The sequence below is a fragment of the Azospirillum lipoferum genome, from assembly GCF_024170005.1.
GTDB classification, from domain to species: domain Bacteria; phylum Pseudomonadota; class Alphaproteobacteria; order Azospirillales; family Azospirillaceae; genus Azospirillum; species Azospirillum lipoferum.
On record NZ_JALJXJ010000010.1, the window covers coordinates 150,215 to 167,874 of the forward strand.

At 66.2% G+C, this 17,660-nt stretch carries 15 protein-coding genes; 11 read left to right on the forward strand and 4 right to left on the reverse strand.

The window, feature by feature from the left end; genetic code table 11:
* Positions 1–292 precede the first annotated feature (292 nt).
* Complete coding sequence (locus J2848_RS22320) at positions 293–982, forward strand: hypothetical protein (protein ID WP_149232627.1); 690 nt, start codon at positions 293–295, stop codon at positions 980–982.
* A 57-nt stretch (positions 983–1,039) separates the two neighbouring features.
* Here the strand turns inward: J2848_RS22320 and J2848_RS22325 are convergent, their stop codons facing one another.
* Entirely contained in the window at positions 1,040–1,864 is an 825-nt protein-coding gene (locus J2848_RS22325; RefSeq protein WP_149232626.1) for a helix-turn-helix domain-containing protein, read from the reverse strand.
* A 66-nt stretch (positions 1,865–1,930) separates the two neighbouring features.
* Between J2848_RS22325 and J2848_RS22330 the strand changes: the two genes are divergently transcribed.
* The 5 genes from J2848_RS22330 to J2848_RS22350 all read left to right on the forward strand — a co-directional run bounded on the left by J2848_RS22330 (position 1,931) and on the right by J2848_RS22350 (position 6,676).
* On the forward strand, positions 1,931–3,052 hold the full coding sequence (locus J2848_RS22330) for a Gfo/Idh/MocA family protein (RefSeq protein WP_211103205.1): 1,122 nt from the start codon (positions 1,931–1,933) through the stop codon (positions 3,050–3,052).
* The gene (locus tag J2848_RS22335; RefSeq protein WP_149232625.1) at positions 3,049–3,936 is read left to right on the forward strand and encodes a sugar phosphate isomerase/epimerase family protein; all 888 of its coding nucleotides are present in this window, start codon (positions 3,049–3,051) and stop codon (positions 3,934–3,936) included. The genes J2848_RS22330 and J2848_RS22335 overlap by 4 nt, the downstream gene beginning before the upstream one ends.
* 245 nt (positions 3,937–4,181) lie before the next feature.
* Positions 4,182–4,820, forward strand: a complete 639-nt coding sequence (locus J2848_RS22340) for an HAD family hydrolase (RefSeq protein ID WP_149232624.1) — start codon at positions 4,182–4,184, stop codon at positions 4,818–4,820.
* On the forward strand, positions 4,817–5,617 hold the full coding sequence (locus J2848_RS22345; RefSeq protein WP_149232623.1) for a DeoR/GlpR family DNA-binding transcription regulator: 801 nt from the start codon (positions 4,817–4,819) through the stop codon (positions 5,615–5,617). Before J2848_RS22340 ends, J2848_RS22345 begins: the two co-directional genes overlap by 4 nt.
* 27 nt (positions 5,618–5,644) lie before the next feature.
* Entirely contained in the window at positions 5,645–6,676 is a 1,032-nt protein-coding gene (locus J2848_RS22350; protein WP_149232622.1) for a glycoside hydrolase family 3 N-terminal domain-containing protein, read from the forward strand.
* Positions 6,677–6,806: 130 nt separating this feature from the next.
* Here the strand turns inward: J2848_RS22350 and J2848_RS22355 are convergent, their stop codons facing one another.
* The 3 genes from J2848_RS22355 to J2848_RS22365 all read right to left on the reverse strand — a co-directional run bounded on the left by J2848_RS22355 (position 6,807) and on the right by J2848_RS22365 (position 10,321).
* Complete coding sequence (locus tag J2848_RS22355; RefSeq protein ID WP_246193983.1) at positions 6,807–8,336, reverse strand: tripartite tricarboxylate transporter permease; 1,530 nt, start codon at positions 8,334–8,336, stop codon at positions 6,807–6,809.
* 84 nt (positions 8,337–8,420) lie between these two features.
* Complete coding sequence (locus tag J2848_RS22360) at positions 8,421–8,921, reverse strand: tripartite tricarboxylate transporter TctB family protein (protein ID WP_149232620.1); 501 nt, start codon at positions 8,919–8,921, stop codon at positions 8,421–8,423.
* Between the two features lie 581 nt (positions 8,922–9,502).
* Positions 9,503–10,321, reverse strand: a complete 819-nt coding sequence (locus tag J2848_RS22365) for an IclR family transcriptional regulator (protein WP_149232619.1) — start codon at positions 10,319–10,321, stop codon at positions 9,503–9,505.
* A 216-nt stretch (positions 10,322–10,537) separates the two neighbouring features.
* On the opposite strand from J2848_RS22365, the gene J2848_RS22370 reads away from it, so the two are divergent.
* The 5 genes from J2848_RS22370 to pcaF are packed head-to-tail and all read left to right on the forward strand — an operon-like array spanning position 10,538 to position 17,649.
* A complete protein-coding gene (locus J2848_RS22370; protein WP_149232618.1) occupies positions 10,538–11,362 on the forward strand; it encodes an enoyl-CoA hydratase/isomerase family protein in 825 nt (274 codons plus the stop codon).
* 28 nt (positions 11,363–11,390) lie between these two features.
* On the forward strand, positions 11,391–13,478 hold the full coding sequence (locus tag J2848_RS22375; RefSeq protein WP_149232617.1) for an acetate--CoA ligase family protein: 2,088 nt from the start codon (positions 11,391–11,393) through the stop codon (positions 13,476–13,478).
* 15 nt (positions 13,479–13,493) lie between these two features.
* The gene (locus tag J2848_RS22380; protein ID WP_211103204.1) at positions 13,494–14,348 is read left to right on the forward strand and encodes an alpha/beta fold hydrolase; all 855 of its coding nucleotides are present in this window, start codon (positions 13,494–13,496) and stop codon (positions 14,346–14,348) included.
* A 10-nt stretch (positions 14,349–14,358) separates the two neighbouring features.
* The gene (locus tag J2848_RS22385) at positions 14,359–16,416 is read left to right on the forward strand and encodes a 3-hydroxyacyl-CoA dehydrogenase NAD-binding domain-containing protein (RefSeq protein ID WP_149232616.1); all 2,058 of its coding nucleotides are present in this window, start codon (positions 14,359–14,361) and stop codon (positions 16,414–16,416) included.
* A gap of 27 nt (positions 16,417–16,443) precedes the next feature.
* Positions 16,444–17,649, forward strand: a complete 1,206-nt coding sequence (gene pcaF / locus J2848_RS22390; RefSeq protein WP_149232615.1) for a 3-oxoadipyl-CoA thiolase — start codon at positions 16,444–16,446, stop codon at positions 17,647–17,649.
* The last annotated feature ends 11 nt before the right edge of the window (positions 17,650–17,660 follow it).

The window sequence follows — 17,660 nt, forward strand, 5'->3', positions numbered from 1 at the left end:
CGCAAAGCAGCTTTCACTGGCGCGAGGTGACGCACAAATTCCTGGAAAGTGCGTCGGATGCGAAGGCGCTTTGCAGGGAATCCCGGACAAAATCCGATCCGACCGCCCGATCAACAATCATTGTTGCTACCGGATTGGGCAGGCCCATCCGTGTTCCGGGGGCGCAGCTTCGCGAAGTGACGCACTGGATGCGTCGTTTCGCGACTAAATTAATGAGTCCGCGCACTTCTGCGTCAGCCTTCGCTGTGGCTTCATTGAAGCATCGCGCATCCATCTACAGGCAGGCTTACCCGTGCAGAACAAGACGAGAGATCTTGCATTCGCCGACTCCTTCATCGTCGCGAAGCTGGTCGAGAATGTTGTGGATTATGTCGTTGATGACGCCATTGTCGTGAACGTCAGCCCTTCCCCGATGGTGACCGGCGATGAGCATCCGGCGGTCGTGCCGGCCTGGAAATCGACCTGGCTCAAGGGCGCGCGCATCAGATCGGCCGAGCGGGCAGCCCTGATCAAGGTGCGTCAGCCGACCAATCTTGGTGGCGTGATGTTCCGGGGATGGGATTGGCTGGGCAATCGCATCGCCAGTTTTCCGCGCGACACGCCGCTGTTCATTTCGGCACAGGATGAAATCGGTACAGTGAAGACCGATGCCCGGGTGTTCACGAACGAACGGAGCGTGCCGGAGCATCTTCAGGAATTCACGGTAAAGCTGAACCTGTGGTGGGCTCCCGGCGATACCGACTGCTTCATCCACAACGAACACCCGTTCCTGGAAACCCACACCCAAATCCACGGCACCGGCCGCATGCAGAAGTTCAAGGAGCGCGATGCGGCGTCCCTGTACGAGGACGTGGTGATGCCCATCGGCTATTCGCATGATCCCTTCTGCCGGGTTGCCGGGGACAACCGTTGGACCTACCCGTGGCATCGATACTATGCGGACACGGAGTGTGTCTGGCTGGCGATCGAGTTGCATCCCTGACGGGGGGGCCGGGGGTGGAGCGGTTCCGGTTGGAACCGCGCCCCGCCACTCCGGTGATCAGGCCATCTGGATCATGTCGGAGCCGTCGCCAAGATACTGCAAGGCCTCGCGGGGAATGGCCGGATCGTTCCGGTCCATGACGGTCAGCGCCTTCAGATGCTCCCGGCGGAGAAGGCCGGGCCCCCGATAATGCAGGACCACCTTGGTGGAGTAGGGCTGTCTTAGAACATTGGCCGCGATGCCGCTGGAGATGCCGAACATGAATTTCTTCGAGTTGCGCTTCACCTGGGCATAGACGCCGAAAGTCAGCTCGTTGGATTGTATGCCTTCGAAATCCGCCGTGAACAGCCGGTCGGCAACAGGAAAACAGAATCCATAATATTTGAATACATACTCTATCTTTCTGGGGTCGTCAAAGCTTGGGAATCTTTCTACATAATAATGCTGCAGGAAATCCTTGTTTTTGTATATGCAGAAAGCGGATTTCAGAATAAAGCCCTTGTAAATGGACGAGAATTGGTATCGATCATAGACGCCGGCGATGTCATTGTCCTGGGAGTTGTTCTCGACAATCATGTTGGAGACAAAGCGCGAGAACTCCGGCAATTGCCGAACGGTTGCCATGGCGTGAAAGAAATTTCCATCGATGAGAGTCTGAAATTCTTCTGGATCTGACAGCAGAATGGGAACGCTCAAGCCGAAATAGTTGGCAATGATCCGCAGGTTGGCTGCCGATGGCATATGCGTCCCGGAAAGGTATTTATTGAACTGCTGTCGATTGACGTTGATTTTTCGGCAAACGGCTGCAACCGAGCCGTGTCTATTGCAGAGCAGTCTGAGATTCACAGCCAGAGCGCCGGGATTTTCTTCTGCCTTCTTCAAGGCTATTCCCCAGGAAAGATTGAAGAAATGTGATGCCGATCATACGACCGATCAAAATCAATTTCAATGGAATACGAAGTAAATATTTTGATTTCCGCATCAGCGAAAGTTACTGAACGTCAAATGAGGAGGGTATTTCTGGTGGTGGCGAGCGGGGAACTTGGCTGGTCGGTGATGGGAACCGGAACCATTGCAGCCGAACACATGGTGACCGCCATCCGTGCAATCGGGCAGGTGCCACTGTGGGTGGTCAGCCGGAGAAGACAGGATGCCCGTCACTTCGCCGGGGATCTGGGCATCCCCCAGGCGACGACGGATCTCCGGTCGGTCTGGAAGGACCCATCGGTGAGGTTCGCCTATGTCAGCGCCTCCCGAAGGCGCCGGCAGCATTACATTTGCGCAGCGGCGGCGGCTGGCAGACATATCCTGTGCGATGGTCCGATTGCGGAGGACAGTCGGACGGCGGCCGGCCTGGTGCATGTGTGCCGGGAGGCTGAGGTCAGATTGGTCGTCAACCAGCCGTTCCGTGCCTCGACCATTCATCAGACGATGAAGCGCCTGATCGGCGAGGGCGAGGTCGGGACCGTTCAATCGACCCTGATCATCAGAGGCGGCCCGTATCAGCCTGCCCCCACCCGCAGGAACCTGTGCCAGGACGGCGACCGCCGGATCCATCTGGACGCCTCCACGGACGATATTGACCTCGCCCGCTTCCTGACCGGGATGGAACCGATCGAGGCGGTGGCCCTCACACGGTCACGCGAAGAACCGCCAGATCACCTGGCTTACGCGATCCGAATGAGCGACGGCAGCGCTCTGCAGGTGCATGAGAGTTTCAGAACGGCCGATATCGAAAGCCTGGTGCTGGTCGCCGGCGACCGGGGCGTTCTGGCGGCGAACGGCACGTTGAATGGGCGAGGGGCGGCGACCTTGCAGCGGCGGCTGAATGGCAGGAACGAACTGATACCGGTCCGTGACAGAGATCTCCCGCTCGTCACGATCGAAGGGTTCGCAAGTGCGGAAAACGGCGGACCGTCCTGGCTTGCCAGTGGGGAGGACAGTGTCGCCGCCCTGCGCACGGCGGAGGCCGTGGCGATGTCCGCCAGGAAAGGCCGGCCGATGGGAATTCAACTTCAGGCATTTCCCGGACACGGTCTCACTGGAAGGGCAGCGGAGAATTCAAGATGAATAGTCGGCAAAAACTGATGTACCACTCTCTCGCGTCGAAGCAGGCAACGCTCGCCATGGATCTCGACATTGCGCGAACCGTGGGCTTCGATGGATTGGAGACGTCCGGAGGGAAGATCCGTTCTTATCTGGATGCCGGTTTCGCCATTGCCGAACTGAAGAGTCTGATCGGTGATACCGAGATCCCCGGGATCGGGTTCCTGATCGACATCGAGCGCCAAGGCACGGGAAAGACTGCGCTGATGCAGGAAGCCGATGCCCTGTTCCAACTCGCAGACGCCGTCGGCGCCAGGGGAGTCCAGGTCATCACCGGCCCGCTCCATACCGACGCTCTCCACCGGGATGCCGCCCTGACGGCCCCAACACTCTATCGGGGACTGGTCGGCTTGCCGGTCGAAACCCAGATCGCCCTGACGGCATCGAATCTGAGGGAACTCGCCGATCTGGCTGCCGGATACGGCCTCCTGCTCTACCTCGAATCCTTGTCCTGGACGCCGCTGAACACCATGGACCGGCAACTCCGCCTTATCGAAAAAGCGGATCGCACGAACATCCGGCTCGTTATCGATTTCTGGCACTGCTACACGTCCGGAGACACGCCGGATCGCCTCGCCACGCTGGACAAGGATCTGATCTATGGCGTCCATGTCTGCGACTCCCTGGATTTCCAGGGTGGGATTCCGGACGAATCCGTTCTGCGCAACGTTCCTACCGGCTCGGGCGTGCTGAAGCTGAAGGAGTGGGTGCAGGCGGTTCAGGCCACCGGCTATCGTGGCTGGTGGAGCTGTGAACTGTTCTGCCGTCGCCAGCATCAGGAAAACAGCTACGAAGTTGCCAGACACCTGCTGGCGACGATGAAGGAGCTGATCCGAAGCGCGCCCTGATCTGCCCCTGATCTGATTGCCCGAGAGGGGCGGACATGATTGGCAGCGCTGCCGCGGGTCCGGCAGCCGTCGCCGACCTGAAACTCAGGCCGTGTAAGCCCGACTTGCTTCCAACGCTGCCGTCATATGCGCTTGCCGCTGCGCATTTCAGCCTGAAAACGCAAATACGCGCGGACATACGCATTTGTGTTGATAGTTTCCGCGTCTTCGTGCATAAAAGTGCACATTCAAGCAGGGGTGGAATCATGTCAGCCAAGGCAATCGTGTTCGACATCGGCGGTGTGCTCATAGACTGGAGCCCAGCCCATCTGTATCGCCGGCTGCTGCCGGACGATGCGGCGGTCGCGGATTTCCTCGGCTCCGTCTGCACGTCGGCATGGAACCAGCAATTCGACGCGGGAATGCCTTTCGCCGACGGAATTGCCACCCTCAGCGCACTGCATCCAGGCAAGGCGGCGCTGATCGCCGCCTATCGCGACCGGTGGGAGGAGATGCTGGTCGGGGAAATCCCCGGAACCGCCGATCTTCTGCGCGGGCTCAAGGCCGCCGGCGTTCCGGTCCATGCGATCTCGAACTGGTCGGCAGAAACCTTTCCCATCGCAGCGGCGCGCTATCCTGTCCTGGACCTGTTCGATGTGCTCGTCGTCTCGGGGCGCGAGAGGATGGTCAAGCCCGATGCCGCCATTTTCCATCTGTTCCTTGCACGCGCCGGGCTGGACGCCGCAGACTGCCTCTTCATCGACGACAATGCCGCGAACGTCGCCGCCGCTGCGGCGATCGGGTTTGACGCGATCCTCTTCACCGATGCCGGACGGCTTGCCGCCGATCTGCACGCGCGCGCGCTTCTGCCCGTCCAGGCACTCCCGGCCCGAGCCGCATCATGACGTCCGGCAGAAACGAAGGGCCGCGCTATTCCTCCGAGGAGCGCAAGACGATCCTGCTGGAACGGGTGAACAGGGATGGGCGCGTGCTGGCCGGCACGATGGCGGAGGAGTTTGGCGTCTCGGAGGATTCGATCCGTCGCGACCTGCGCGACTTGGCCGAAGCCGGGCTGGTCCAGCGGTTCCACGGCGGTGCGGCAAAGCTGAACCCTGCCTCCCTGCTCCCGGCCCCCCTGGAATTCCAACGCCGCCGCTCGGTGAACAGCGCCGCCAAGAGCCGGATTGCCACGGCCGCCTGCGGCCTGATCTCCGATGAAGCCGTCGTGCTGCTCGATTCCAGCACGACGGTTCTGGAATTCGTCCGCGCGCTGCCGACCGATCTTCGCCTCCGCGTCGTCACTTCGGCAGTGGACATCGCGGCGGCCGCCCTCGACCATCCGGGCATCACAGTGGTCCTGATCGGCGGGCGCCTCAACCGGCATACACGCAGTTCCCTCGACGCCACGGCACTGGATGCGATCCGGAACGTCAAGGCGGACTTCTGCATCCTGGGCGCCTGTGGCATCGACCCTGACCTGACGTTGCGGGCCGATGATTTCGAGGATGCCTACATCAAGAGCGCGATGATGAAGGCGGCCACCCGGACCATCCTGCTGGCAACCGCCGACAAGCTCGGCAAGACCGCTGCCCACCTCATCGGACCGATCCCGGTGGAATTCACCATCGTCACGGAAACACCGGACGCGGATTTCGCCGACCGTATCCGCGAAGCCGGAATCACCCTCATCGATGCCGGGTGATCCCGGCAACCATCCAGGCGATTCGCCATGGAATCAGCCCTCCGAAAGGCCAAGCCCGTGAACAGTGACCTCCTGCAAGACGCTCATGCCGTCTTTCTGCCAGCCTTCGACAACTGGGACATCGATGCCGTCGTCACTCCGTTCCTGGCGAAAGGGGGGCGTTCGATCCTGGTCGGTGAATCCCGCGCGGAATATCTGGCACGACGGATGAGCGACGAGCGCCGTCGAACCGAATCCGCCGCCTTCTTTCGGGACAGGCTCGACCGCCTTACCGGCGGGAGGGGCGGGGTTATCATCGCCGTCGACGAGGAGCTTGCCGGCATCCGCCGCCTGGAGGGCTTGGTTCCCGACCTGCCCACTCTTGAAGAGGCCACGACAATGGCCGACCGGGAGATCGAGGAGCGCTGCTACGAGAATGCCAGGGCCGCGCGGGCGCTTGGCGTCACCATGTATCTGGCTCCGATCATGGATGTGGTGACCGGCGGAAACCCATGGCTGAAGGGACGCACGATAAGCCCGCTTCCGGCCGAGGTGGCACGGATCGGCAGCGCCTACATCCGTGGCGTCCAGCGCGCGGGCATCACCGCCGTCGCCAAACATTTTCCCGGATACGACCGGCTGGATGCCGACCCGGCAATCACGGACGTGTCACTTTCCACGCCGATGGACACCGTGATGGAGAACGCACGGACCTTCTCCGCTGCCATTGCTGCCGCAACCGCGGCGGTGATGGTGGGACCGGCTCCCGTCCTTGCCGTGGATGGGGAGAATGCCGCGTGCGTATCACCGGCTGTGATCGGGCTGCTGCGAACCGGCTTCGGGTTCGGCGGTCTGATCGTCAGCGATGATCTCGACGCACCCGCGACCATGCGCGGGCGGAGCGTGCTCGACACCGCGCTTGCCGGACTGGCCGCCGGCGCCGACCTGCTCCTGATCGCCGGCGGCCCTCACCTGTCGTCGCTGTGCCATGCCGTGGCGCAGGCTGCCGGGGAGGGACGCCTCCCCCCCGAACGCCTCAGCGAGGCGGCGGAACGGGTGCGGGCTGTCGCTGCCCGGTGATACGGCGGCTCCCCCGTCATTTTCGCAGATAGTCGCCGAGACGGTGCCCGCTGCCCGCCGCATCGATGACAACGGCACGGGCCGCATCGGACATTCGCGCGACAGTCGCGCGACAATCACCCAAGGGGGCTTATTCGGACATCAGTTCTTCCGGCTGCGGCGCGGGCGCTGCAAGGATCGTCTTGCGCCAGTAGCTGACCAGTTGAACGGCGAGCAGAAGGCCGCATGCGGTCATGAAGCCGGCGCTGATCGGCCGTTCGAAGAACACCATTGCGTCGCCACGCGACAGCAGCATGGCCCGGCGGAAGTTCTCCTCCAGCATGGGGCCGAGCACGAAGCCGAGAATGATTGGAGCCAGAGAGAACTCCAACTTCAGAAAGACGGCTCCGAGAGCCCCGAAAGCCGCGACTTCCGCCACGTCGAACAGGCTGTTGCGCGTGCTGTAGACGCCGATGCAGATGAAGAGCAGGGCGGTGGGATAGAGGAATTTGAACGGAACCTGCAGCATCCGCACCCAGACGCCGATCAGCGGGACGTTGAGCACGACGAGCAGCACGTTGCCGATCCAGAAGCTGGCGATCAGCCCCCAGAAGATGTCCCTGTGTTCGGTGATCAGTTGCGGACCGGGCTGTATGCCTTTGAGGATCAGGCCGCCGAGCAGGAGCGCCATGACCGCGTCGCCGGGAATCCCGAGCGACATGGTGGGAATGAAATCGACCTGTGTCTTGGCGTGAGCGGATGCCTCGGGGCTGGCGACGCCTTCGATCGCGCCGGTGCCGAAGCGGGCAGGCGTCTTGGACAGCTTGCGCTCGAAAGCATAGGCGATGAAGGTGGTGATCGTCGGGCCGGTTCCCGGCATGGCGCCGAACAGCGTGCCGATCGCCGTACCCCGGATCATCGGCCAGAAGGCTTGCTTCAATTCGGCACGGGTGGGCCTCATGTCCGCCATCCGGACCTTGACCCTGACCGGCTTCGCCGCCACCCGGTTGATGGTGACCAGGAAGTCCGCCACGCCGAACAGACCCATGCAGAGTGCGGTCAGTTCCATCCCGTCACCAAGTTCGGTGAGACCGAAGGTAAGGCGCTGGGTGCCGGTGATGACGTCGGTGCCGACGGCGCCGCAGATCAGTCCGAACAAGGTCATGGCGATGCCCTTCAACGGGGAACCGCGCGACATCGTGGCGCCGGCCAGCAGACCGAGCAGCATGATCGAGCAGATCTCCGTCGGCCCGAACTTGAACGCCACGTCCACCAGCAGCGGCGATAGGAAAATCATCACGATGATCCCGACCGACGCCGCGAAGAAGGAGGCCATCATCGTCACGCCCAGTGCCGCACCTCCGCGTCCGGCCTTGGTCATCGGATAGCCGTCCAGGCAGGTCACCGCATGCGGTGGGTGGCTGGGCAGGTTCAGCAGGATGGCCCCGATCGCCCCGCCATACTGCGAGCCGTAGAAGATTCCCGCCAGCATCAGGATCGCCGGAACCGGCGCGATGAAGTAGGTGAGCGGCAGCAGGATGGAGATGGTGGTCAGGGCTCCCATGCCGGGAAGCACGCCGATCAGGTTGCCGATCAGGACACCGAACACCGACCACATGAGATTTCCCGGTTCAAGCGCAACGCTGAAGCCGTACAGCAGATCCGTCAGGCTCTGTTCCAAGGTTTCCCCTCTTGAATTCATTGGTGGCGGCCACCTCGTGGCCGTTGCGACGCGCTGTGACGAAAGTGGAACGCGTCCCTCGGGTCAGCCCCATCGGAACAGCGGCAGTTGCAGGTGCAAGCCGTAATGGAAGATCGCGACCCCGGCCGCTGTCGTCGCCGCTGCCAGTCCGGCCGATTCCCTGAGGGTCGCTTCCCGGTCGCCAAGTGCGGAGAGGAACACCGCGGCGAAACTGGCTGGGACGAGGCCACCGAAATGGCCGAGGAGGACGAAGGACACGACGCCGCCGAGAATGCAGAGCCAGCCACGCCAGTCGGCATCCGTCTGCGCTTCCCCCTGCCCTGCTCCATGCCCCACCTCATGCCCAGGCAGGCGGCGTGCGCGGTCGCCTCCGCCCGTCGTCGCTCCGATCAGCAGCCCCACGAGGGACAGCATCGCCCCGAGCGCAAACGGAACCAGACCCGGCCCCATATGGCGGAGCGTTCCAAGCTCATAGGAATACCCGGCATTCATGATGCCGAGCCCCATGGCGATGAGCAGGGCGGCGCCGATCCGCTCCTTGCAGGACGGTTTGAGGCTTTGCATGTGAACTCTCCCTTCGATCGCGCACGGCCATTGTCGCGCGGCGCGTGGATGCCCTACGCCTCACCGGCGCCTCCGCCGCATGAGCGTTCGACCATCGTTCGAAACTGCGCGTGCTGTTGGAAATCGGGACACCGCTGCGCCCGGAGACGGTCTCCGACCCGGAAGCGTCCCGTCGACGACTTATGCCCGCCTGACTCAGGATCCCGTTTGTGGGAGCCCGTCTTCGGGATGGAGGAGGATTGAACCGGTGGTCTGGATCACGGCCTCGTCAAGGAGGGCGATCACCGTGCGTGGTGTCCGGCCAGGGCAGGAACGATCCCCGGCGACAGGGCCAGCGGCCCGCCACGGGCAGTGCTCAACCCTGATTCCAAGCGCCGGCCACACGCAGAGCCCATCGCATCCTCCCAGTTTTTCCCGAATGCTGCTGGATGCTGAGTATACGTCTGCCAAACCGTGTCCGCATCCAGTCAATTCCATCTGGTGGAATTGACTGGTGGGGCCGGCCGAGGGCGCTGGTCGTCGTCGATGCTGGCAGGCAGCGCCGTCCGGACCAGCGAGGTGCCTCCCTCGGCGGCAAGCGACTACAGCGGCGGGGATGTCTCCGCCAGGCTCTGGTCCATCGCGTCGAGAATGGAGCTGCGCAGGGACAGAAGGGGAGCGTGCAGGCGCTCCACCACCTTGGGAAGCGGTTCCGGCGTGGAGAGGCTCATGTTCACGACATAGACCGGCAGTCCCGAAATGACGAGCGGAGTGGACAGGGCGACCACCTCCAACTGCCAGGCCGCCGCGCAATACCTGTTCTGCTTCACGCAATCGATCGCCTCGACGATCTGCTGCTCCAGGACGGCGAACTTCGCCGGCCGCCGCGTCTGAAGGCGCCGGAGGAACGCCACCCGCTGGTCTTCGGACACCGCCGCCAGATAGGCGCGCCCCAGCGAGGTCAGCTCGATCGGCACCCGCTGGCCCGACACCACGGTGCGCAGGGCGCTCTTGCGATTGTAGCGGACGGAGTCGAGATAGACCATCTCGTCATGGTCCGCTGTGGCCAGCCCGACATTGACCCGCAAGCGGTCCGACGCGCTGCGCATGAGGGGCAGTGCCGCCTGCAGCACCGGATTGCCGAGCCTGACGGCCAGGGCGAGGCTCAGGACCGTGGCTCCCAGGCGATAAGCCCGCGCCCGTGGATCGTGAACCAGCAACCCCGCCGTGACCAGCGTCTGGGTCAGCCGGCTGACCGTCGCTTTCGCGATGCCGGTCTTCTCGGCGAGTTCGCTGTTGCCCAGCACGTCGGCGCCCGGCCGAAACGCCTTGAGGATCTCCAGCCCGCGTTCCAGCGACCGATTCTGTGCCTGTCCATCGAGCCGGGCCGACGCTTTGCGCGGCTTTCCCCCAGCGTCCATCTCTGCCTCCCCGCATTCCACAGAATGGAATTGATGGGTTGCCGGGCAGGACGGGGCAAGAGCATAAATCGTCCGGAGCACAGAAAATCCGCCGGCCGCCGCACCATTCCGGAAGCGCCCGGCGGCAGCACCGCCCCCATCGAAGCACGTTCAGGCCTGACGCCGCTCCGGCGCGCCGTGCATCCCCTCCCTTCTTCCGTTCGGGAAACCGGAACCATGACATCCACCGCCCTGATCGAACTGCCCCTGATCGAACTGAACGTCCAGTCCGGCGTCGCAACGATCCGTTTCAACCGTCCGGAAAAGCGCAACGCGATGAGTGACGACATGCGCAGCCAGTTCATCGCCGCGCTGGAAACCGTCGCCGCCGACAAGACCGTCAAGGCGCTGGTGATCACCGGCAACGGCAAGGGGTTCTGTGCGGGGGGCGACATCTCCGGCATGGAACGGCGCATGCAGGCGCCGGCGGGTGAGATCGGCTTCAACGGCTGGCACCGCCAGCAGCGGGTCCATCACACGCAGTCGCTGCTGCACAGCATGCCCAAGCCGACCATCGCCGCGGTCAACGGCGCCGCGTCCGGGCTGGGGGCCGACACCGCGCTGGCCTGCGACTTCATCGTCGCCGCCGATGACGCCAGCTTCACCTGGTCCTACATCAAGCGCGGCATCATCCCTGACGGCGGCGGCATGTATTTCCTGCCCCGGCGGGTCGGGCTGGCGCGGGCCAAGGAGCTGATCTTCTCCGGTCGGAAGGTCGAGGCCGCCGAGGCCCTGCAACTCGGCATCGCCGACCGCCTCGTCCCCGCCGACCGCCTGCTGGGCGAGGCGCAGGCCTGGGCCGCCGAACTCGGCAAGGGATCCGGCACCGCGCTGGCCCTTGGCAAGGCGATCATCAACCAGAGCTTCGAGCTGACCGACGGTCAGGTGTTCGCCATGGGCAGCCAGGCGCAGGGCATCTGCTACACCAGCACCGAACACCGGGAATCGGTGATGAGCTTCCTGGCCGGGCGCACCGAGCGGACCGCAAGCAAAGCCTCCTGAACACCGCCATCCGGAGACTCTCCAGACCATGAACGCCATCTCCCGTCTCTTCACCCCGCGCAGCGTCGCCGTGATCGGCGCCTCCGCCGATGCCGGCAAGACGGCCGGCCGGCCGGTCGCCTACCTGCGCAAGCACGGCTTCACCGGCGCGATCTATCCGGTCAACCCGCGTGTCGACAGCATCGGCGGCCTGCGCTGCTATCCGGACATCGCCTCGCTGCCCGAGGCTCCGGACGTGGCGATGATCTGCCTGGGGGCGGAGCGCGCCAACCAGGCGGTGAGGGAACTCGCCGAGAAGGGAGCCGCCGCCGCCATCGTGCTCGCCAGCGGCTATGGCGAGACCGGCGAGGCCGGGCAGCGCCGGCAGAGGGAATTGCAGGACGCCGCAGGTACCATGCGCATCCTCGGGCCGAACACCATCGGGCTGGTGAACCTGACCGACGACATCCCGTTGTCGGCCAGCGGCGCCCTGGAGATGGACCGCTTTCCGACAGGTGCCGTCGGGCTGGTGTCGCAGAGCGGCGGCATTCTCGGCGCGCTGCTGTCGCGGGCGGCGGCGCGCGGCATCGGCATGTCCAAGCTGGTCTCGACCAGCAATGAGGTCGATCTCGAACTGGCCGACTTCATCGACCATCTGGTCGATGACGAGGCGACCCGCGTCATCGCCCTCTATGTCGAGGCAGTCCGCAATCCGGGGAAGTTCCGCGCCGCCTGCCTGCGCGCGGCCGAGGCCGGCAAGCCGGTGGTCGCCTTCAAGATCGGCCGGTCCGAGGCCGGCGCCCGTGCCGCCGTTTCCCATACCGGCGCGATGGCCGGCGCCGACCGCATGTACGATGCCCTGTTCCGGCAGGTCGGCGTCATCCGCGCCCAGACCTTCGCCGACTTCCTCGACATTCCCGCCGGTCTGGCGACCGGCCGCCGGCTGGCCGGCAGGCGCGTCGCCATCCTGACCTCCACCGGGGGCGCCGGCACGCTGGTGTCCGACGCCCTGGGCGTGTCGGGCTTCGAGACGCCGGCTCCCGACGAGGTGACGGCCGACCGGTTGCGCGCCTTGCAGAGCGGCGACGAGGCTGCCCTCGACCGCAACCCGATCGACGTGACGCTGGCCGGTCTCAAGCCCGATCTTCTGCGCGGCGCCATCAATGCCCTGCTCGACAGCCCGACCTACGACGCGCTGGTCGTCATCGTCGGCTCGTCGGCGCTCGCCATGCCGGAACTGATGGTGGGGGCAATCAAGGACTGCATGGCCAACAGCGGCAAGCCGATCCTTGCCTATGTCAGCCCGCACGCCCCCAACCTCGTCACTCTGCTGAACGAGAGCGGCGTGCCGGCCTATACCGCGCCGGAAAGCTGTGCTGCCGTGCTGGACGCGCTGCTGCGCGCCTCCGCACCCGCCACGGGAACGACCACGGCGATGCCGACCTCCTCCCCCGTGTCGCTCGACGATCTGCCGTCAGGATCGCTGGACGAGGCGCAGGCGAAGGCGCTGTTCGCACGCTTCGGCGTCCCGGGGGTGCGGGAGCGGGTCGTCGCCACGCCGGAGGAAGCCGCGGCCGCGGCCGGAGAACTGGGCGAGCGGGTGGTCCTGAAGATCCTGTCCGGCGAGATCACCCACAAGAGCGACGTCGGTGGCGTCGCGGTCGGCGTTTCCGCCGGAGCGGTCGCCGGACGGCTGCGCGAGATGGCCGGCGAGGTGACGATGCGGGCCGGCGCCACACCGGAGCGCTTCCTGGTGCAGGAAATGGTCACCGGCGGCACCGAGATCATCCTCGGCCTCCACCGCGATCCGCTCGGCACGGCGATCCTGCTCGGCATGGGCGGCGTCCTTGCCGAGTTGTTCAAGGATACCACCCTGCGCCTCGTCCCACCCGGCGGCCTCGACCGGGCCGAAGCGTTGGCGATGATCCGCGAGCTGAAAAGCTGGCCACTGCTCGACGGCTACCGCGGTCGGCCGAAGGGCGATGTCGATGCCCTGGCGGACGCCGTCGCCGCCTTCTCGCAGCTTGCCGCGCAACTGGGCGACCGCCTGGTGGAGGCGGAGATCAACCCGGTCTTCGTGCTGCCGGCGGGGCAGGGCGTCAAGGCGGCCGACGGCGTCGCCGTGATCGGCCATTGAACCGGCGGCCGCAAGATGGTGCCTGAGCCGATCGCGCGCCTCGAACGGTTGGCGGAGCGGCATGACGTCGCCTTCGCCGGCGGATCCGTGCGCTGGCGGCGGTTCGGCGCCGGGCCGCCTTTGGTCCTGGTCCATGGCGGGCATGGCAGCTGGATGCATTGGGCGCGCAACATCGATGCCCTGTCCGTCCGGCACACCGTCTGGGCCGTCGACCTGCCGGGCTACGGCGAGTCCGACCGCCCCGTCCGCCCCGATCTCGACAGCCTCGTCGATGCGCTGGTCGCGACGCTGGACGGGTGCGTCGGCGCGGGAACCGAGGTCGCCATCGCCGGCTTCTCCTTCGGCGGTCTGGTCGCCGCCCATGCGGCGGCCCGGCGGGGTTCGGAAGGGCGGGGCAAGGTTTCCCGCCTCGCCCTTCTGGGTACTGCCGGGCATGGCGGCGTGCGGCGCCCCCGTGGCGAGCCGATGCGCTGGAAGGACGCGGCGGGCGCGGAGTTGGCTGAGCGGATGCGGCACAATCTCGCTATGCAGATGATCCACGACGCGGAGCGCATCGACGACCTCGCCGTCTTCATCCACACGGAGTCCTGCCGTCGCGCCCGCTTCCACAGCCGTCCCTTCTCCCGCGGCGACAGTCTGTTCGCCCAACTCGACCGGTTTGAAGGAGAGACCCTGCTCCTGTGGGGTGAGCATGACGTGACCGGCGATCCAGCAGCGCTGGCCCATCTGCTGACCGATGGGCATCCCCGCCGGCATGCCCGCATCGTCGTCGACACCGGGCACTGGGTTCAATACGAGGCGGCCGAAGCGGTCGACCGTCTCCTTCTCGACTGGCTGGACGGCGACGCGGACAGCCCCCGACTTGCATGAGACGCAGAGCATGACCGAAGCAATCCGCATCGAACGGGATGGCGACGTCGCCATCATCGTCATCGACAATCCCCCCATCAATGCCGGTTCCGTCGCGGTGCGCCGCGGACTGCTGGCCGCCATCGAGGAGATCGGCCAAGACGCGGCCATCCGGGCGGCGGTCGTCATCGGTGCCGGAAAGACCTTCGTCGCCGGCTCCGATCTGCGGGAGTTCGACCTCCCCTTGCAGGAACCGCAATTGCCGGCGGTGATCGCGGCCATCGAAAGCTGCGGCAAACCGGTGGTCGCGGCGCTGCACGGCGCCGCCCTCGGCGGCGGATTCGAACTGGCGCTCGGCTGCGACGGCCGCATCACCCTGGCCGGAACCCTAGTCGGGCTGCCGGAGGTGTCGCTCGGCATCATTCCGGGAGCCGGCGGCACCCAGCGCCTGCCGCGGATCGTCGGCATCCCCACCGCCATCCGGCTCATCGCATCGGGCGAGCGGGTGCCGGCGGCGAAGGCCCTGGCTCTGGGCCTTGTGGACGAGGTGGTCGACGGTGCCCTGCGCCCGGCGGCGGTCGCCTTTGCCCGCCGGCTTGGCAATGGGAGGGCCCTGTTGCGCGACCGCGAGGTGCCGGCGGCGGATGACGGCAAGGTCGCCGCCGCCACGCGCGACGCGCTGAAGCTCGGCCGCAACCGTCCCGCGATCCGCGCCGCCGTGGAGGCCGTGGCCGCCGCCGCCCGGCTGCCCATCGATGAGGGGCTGGCACGCGAACGCGCCGCTTTTCAGGAACTGCGGGTATCGCGCGATGCCAGAGCCTTGCGGCATCTGTTCTTTGCCGAACGGGAGTCGGCGCGGCACCCCGACTTGGCCGACGCCGTGCCGAGGAAGGTCGAACGCATCGGCGTCGTCGGCGCCGGCACCATGGGCACCGGCATCGCCATCGCCGCTCTGGACGGAGGGTTCCAGGTGGTTCTGGTGGAACGCGACGATGCGGCGCTGGCACGCGGCGTTCGGCGCATCGCCGACCACTATGCCGGCCGCGTCGCCGTGGGCAAGCTCGACGAGGCGGCGGCGGCCGACCGGAATTCAAGGCTGACCGCCGGCACCGATTGGACGCTGCTGTCCGGTGCCGATCTGGTCATCGAGGCGGTGTTCGAGGAGCTGGCGGTCAAGCAGGACGTGTTCCGTCGCCTCGACGCCGTGGCGCGTCCGGGTGCCGTGCTGGCGTCGAACACCTCCTATCTCGATCTGGACGCCATTGCGGCGGCGACGACGCGGCCCCGGGACGTCATCGGCCTGCATTTCTTCAGCCCGGCCAACGTTATGCGCCTGCTGGAGGTGGTGCGGGGGACGGCGAGTGCCGCAGACGCGCTGGCCACCGGCCTTGCCGTCGGCAAACGGCTGGGCAAGCTGCCGGTCCTGACCGCCAACGCCTTCGGCTTCATCGGCAACCGCATCTATGCGGCCTACCGCCGCCAGTGCGAGTTCATGATCGAGGAGGGCGCCTATCCCGAACAGGTCGATGCGGCACTGGAGTCCTTCGGTTTCGCCATGGGCCCCTTCGCGGTGGCGGACCTGTCCGGCCTCGACATCGCATGGCGCATGCGGCAGGCGCAGGCGGCGACCCGCGATCCCCAGGCCCGTTACGTCACCATTCCCGACCGGCTGTGCGAAGCCGGCCGGCTGGGCCGCAAGACCGGGGCCGGCTATTACCTCTATGCCGACGGCGGCAGGGGACGGCAGCCCGACCCTGTCGTTCGCGACCTGATCGACCGCGCCAGCGCCGAAAAGGGCATCGCGCGGCGGCCCCTGGACGATGACGAGATCCGGCGCCGCGCCCTGCTCGCCATGATGAACGAGGCCGCGCTTCTGCTGGCCGAGGGCGTGGCGGCCCGGCCTGGCGACGTCGATCTGGTGCTGACCAACGGCTACGGCTTTCCCCGCTGGGAGGGCGGTCCCGTCTTCCTGGCCCGCGAGCGTGGCCGCGCGGCGCTGGAGCGCGACCTCGACTGGCTGGCCGGCCTCGGCGGACCCGGCTTCACCCGTGCCGATCCCGCCCCGCTGCTCGGCCACACCCCTGGCTGACCCGTTCCTCCCATCCGGAGACCAGTGATGACTTCCCATGCCTTCATCTGCGACGGCATCCGAACGCCCTTCGGCCGCTATGGCGGGTCGCTGTCGGCAGTGCGTGCCGACGATCTGGCCGCCGTCCCGCTGGCCGCGCTGATGGCGCGCAACCCGTCCGTCGACTGGGAGGCAGTGACCGATGTCATCCTCGGCTGCGCCAACCAGGCGGGCGAGGACAACCGCAACGTCGCGCGCATGGCGGCGCTGCTCGCCCGGCTTCCGCTCGGCGTCCCCGGCTCGACCGTCAACCGCCTGTGCGGGTCGGGGCTGGACGCCGTCGGCACCGCCGCGCGGGCGATCAAAAGCGGCGAGGCGGCGCTGATGATCGCCGGTGGCGTCGAAAGCATGAGCCGGGCACCCTTCGTCATGCCCAAGGCGGCGACGGCCTTCTCGCGCGACGCCAGCCTGCAGGACACCACCATCGGCTGGCGCTTCGTCAACGCGCTGATGCGCGAGCGGTACGGCGTCGACTCCATGCCGGAGACGGCGGAGAACGTTGCGACCGATTTCGGCATCGACCGGCTTTCCCAGGACCGCATGGCGCTGGCCTCCCAGGAGAAGGCGCTGGCGGCACAGGCCGCAGGAGTCTTCGACGCCGAGATCGTTGCGGTGCCGGTCCGCCAGAAGAAGGGGGACCCTGTCCTGGTGACGCGGGACGAACACCCCCGCGCCACCAGCCTGGAGGCGCTGGCCAAGCTGAAGGGCGTGGTCCGGCCGGACGGCACGGTCACCGCCGGCAACGCCAGCGGCGTCAATGACGGCGCCTGCGCCCTGATCCTGGCCGACGAGGGCACGTCCGCCCGGCATGGCCTGACGCCGCGCGCCCGGGTGGTGGCGATGGCGACCGCCGGGGTCCCGCCGCGCATCATGGGCATGGGGCCGGCCCCGGCCACCCGCAAGGTGCTGGCGCTCGCCGGCCTGTCGCTGGCGGACATCGACGTCATCGAACTGAACGAGGCATTCGCGGCGCAAGGGCTGGCGGTGCTGCGCGACCTCGGGCTTGCCGATGACGACCCGCGGGTGAATCCCAACGGCGGCGCCATCGCGCTTGGCCATCCGCTGGGCGCGTCGGGCGCACGGCTCGTCCTCACCGCCCTCCACCAGTTGCACCGTGGTGGTGGACGCTATGCTCTGTGCACCATGTGCATCGGCGTCGGCCAGGGCGTCGCCGTCATCCTGGAACGGGTGTGAAAGCATGCGGG